Raw genomic sequence first — 2,958 nt, 5'->3', positions numbered from 1 at the left:
CAGCCTGTACTCTTTATCTTCATTGTTAGTCGAAGGCTCTGGAAAGTGCCGCCATAGCAGGTGATAGCCCTGTAGACGAAAACAGCGAGGAAGAACTAGGTGTACGACAAGTAGGGCGGGACACGTGAAATCCTGTCTGAAGATGGGGGGACCATCCTCCAAGGCTAAATACTCGTGATCGACCGATAGTGAACCAGTACCGTGAGGGAAAGGCGAAAAGAACCCCGGGAGGGGAGTGAAATAGATCCTGAAACCGCATGCATACAAACAGTAGGAGCCTCCTTGAGGGGTGACTGCGTACCTTTTGTATAATGGGTCAGCGACTTACATTCAGTGGCAAGCTTAACCGATTAGGGCAGGCGTAGCGAAAGCGAGTCCGAACAGGGCGATTCAGTCGCTGGGTGTAGACCCGAAACCAGGTGATCTATCCATGGCCAGGATGAAGGTGCGGTAACACGTACTGGAGGTCCGAACCCACTAACGTTGAAAAGTTAGGGGATGAGCTGTGGATAGGGGTGAAAGGCTAAACAAACCTGGAAATAGCTGGTTCTCTCCGAAAACTATTTAGGTAGTGCCTCGTGTATCACCTTCGGGGGTAGAGCACTGTCATGGTTGTGGGGTCCATTGCGGATTACTACGCCATAGCAAACTCCGAATACCGAAGAGTGCAATCACGGGAGACAGACATCGGGTGCTAACGTCCGGTGTCAAGAGGGAAACAACCCAGACCGCCAGCTAAGGTCCCCAAATATTGCTAAGTGGGAAACGAAGTGGGAAGGCTAAAACAGTCAGGAGGTTGGCTTAGAAGCAGCCATCCTTTAAAGAAAGCGTAATAGCTCACTGATCGAGTCGTCCTGCGCGGAAGATGTAACGGGGCTAAGCAATATACCGAAGCTGCGGATGCACATTTATGTGCATGGTAGGAGAGCGTTCCGTAAGCCTGCGAAGGTGCATTGAAAAGTGCGCTGGAGGTATCGGAAGTGCGAATGCTGACATGAGTAGCGATAAAGGGGGTGAAAGGCCCCCTCGCCGTAAGCCCAAGGTTTCCTACGCAACGTTCATCGGCGTAGGGTGAGTCGGCCCCTAAGGCGAGGCAGAAATGCGTAGCTGATGGGAAGCAGGTTAATATTCCTGCACCATTGTTAAATGCGATGGGGGGACGGATCGCGGAAGGTTGTCCGGGTGTTGGAAGTCCCGGTCCTTGCATTGGAGAAGGCGCTTAGGCAAATCCGGGCGCGGAATTCAAGGGTGCGAGGCCATTCACTTCGGTGAAGAAGCAACTGGAAGTGGTTCCAAGAAAAGCCTCTAAGCTTCAGTTTAACAAGACCGTACCGCAAACCGACACAGGTGGGCGAGATGAGTATTCTAAGGCGCTTGAGAGAACTCGGGAGAAGGAACTCGGCAAATTGGTACCGTAACTTCGGGATAAGGTACGCCCCTGTAGCTTGATGCGCCTGCGCGCAAAGGGTGAAGGGGTTGCAATAAACTGGTGGCTGCGACTGTTTAATAAAAACACAGCACTCTGCAAACACGAAAGTGGACGTATAGGGTGTGACGCCTGCCCGGTGCCGGAAGATTAAATGATGGGGTGCAAGCTCTTGATTGAAGTCCCGGTAAACGGCGGCCGTAACTATAACGGTCCTAAGGTAGCGAAATTCCTTGTCGGGTAAGTTCCGACCTGCACGAATGGCGTAACGATGGCCACACTGTCTCCTCCCGAGACTCAGCGAAGTTGAAGTGTTTGTGATGATGCAATCTCCCCGCGGCTAGACGGAAAGACCCCATGAACCTTTACTGTAGCTTTGCATTGGACTTTGAACCGATCTGTGTAGGATAGGTGGGAGGCTATGAAGCGTGGACGCCAGTCTGCGTGGAGCCGTCCTTGAAATACCACCCTGGTTTGTTTGAGGTTCTAACCTTGGTCCGTTATCCGGACTGGGGACAGTGCATGGTAGGCAGTTTGACTGGGGCGGTCTCCTCCCAAAGTGTAACGGAGGAGTACGAAGGTACGCTAGGTACGGTCGGAAATCGTGCTGATAGTGCAATGGCATAAGCGTGCTTAACTGCGAGACCGACAAGTCGAGCAGGTGCGAAAGCAGGTCATAGTGATCCGGTGGTTCTGTATGGAAGGGCCATCGCTCAACGGATAAAAGGTACTCTGGGGATAACAGGCTGATACCGCCCAAGAGTTCATATCGACGGCGGTGTTTGGCACCTCGATGTCGGCTCATCTCATCCTGGGGCTGTAGCCGGTCCCAAGGGTATGGCTGTTCGCCATTTAAAGAGGTACGTGAGCTGGGTTTAAAACGTCGTGAGACAGTTTGGTCCCTATCTGCCGTGGGCGCTGGATATTTGAAGGGGGCTGCTCCTAGTACGAGAGGACCGGAGTGGACGAACCTCTGGTGTACCGGTTGTCACGCCAGTGGCATCGCCGGGTAGCTATGTTCGGAAGAGATAACCGCTGAAAGCATCTAAGCGGGAAACTCGCCTTAAGATGAGATATCCCCGGGGCTTCGAGCCCCTTGAAGGGTCGTTCAAGACCAGGACGTTGATAGGTCAGGTGTGGAAGCGCAGTAATGCGTTAAGCTAACTGATACTAATTGCCCGTAAGGCTTGATCCTATAACAGGTGTGTCTCGACCAGAGTTAGCGCTTTAGCGCTTACTCTGGTCCGATCCCCGCAGGGGATACGTGTGAACCCCAGAAGGGGTAGCAGAACACACAGGTTGAGATCGATGTTGTGCCTCGAACAACACAACTCCCTCTGGTGAGCATCACCAGAAACTACTTCTTCCAGATTGGTTGTGTTGACGAAGTCAACGCAGCAACAAGTCATGCCTGATGACCATAGCGAGTCGGTCCCACCCCTTCCCATCCCGAACAGGACCGTGAAACGACTCCACGCCGATGATAGTGCGGATTCCCGTGTGAAAGTAGGTAATCGTCAGGCTCCCTAGCA

At 52.8% G+C, this 2,958-nt stretch carries 2 rRNA genes; both read left to right on the top strand.

The window, feature by feature from the left end:
- Nucleotides 1-2,621 (top strand): 23S ribosomal RNA (locus KHO23_RS34750); the annotation flags it as partial.
- A gap of 215 nt (nt 2,622-2,836) precedes the next feature.
- Nucleotides 2,837-2,949 (top strand): 5S ribosomal RNA (gene rrf, locus KHO23_RS34745).
- The last annotated feature ends 9 nt before the right edge of the window (nt 2,950-2,958 follow it).

This window comes from Paraburkholderia haematera (genome assembly GCF_905220975.1).
Taxonomy (GTDB): domain Bacteria; phylum Pseudomonadota; class Gammaproteobacteria; order Burkholderiales; family Burkholderiaceae; genus Paraburkholderia; species Paraburkholderia haematera.
Note: the sequence above shows the minus strand (reverse complement) of the source record. Positions and strands in the feature narration are given on the sequence as shown.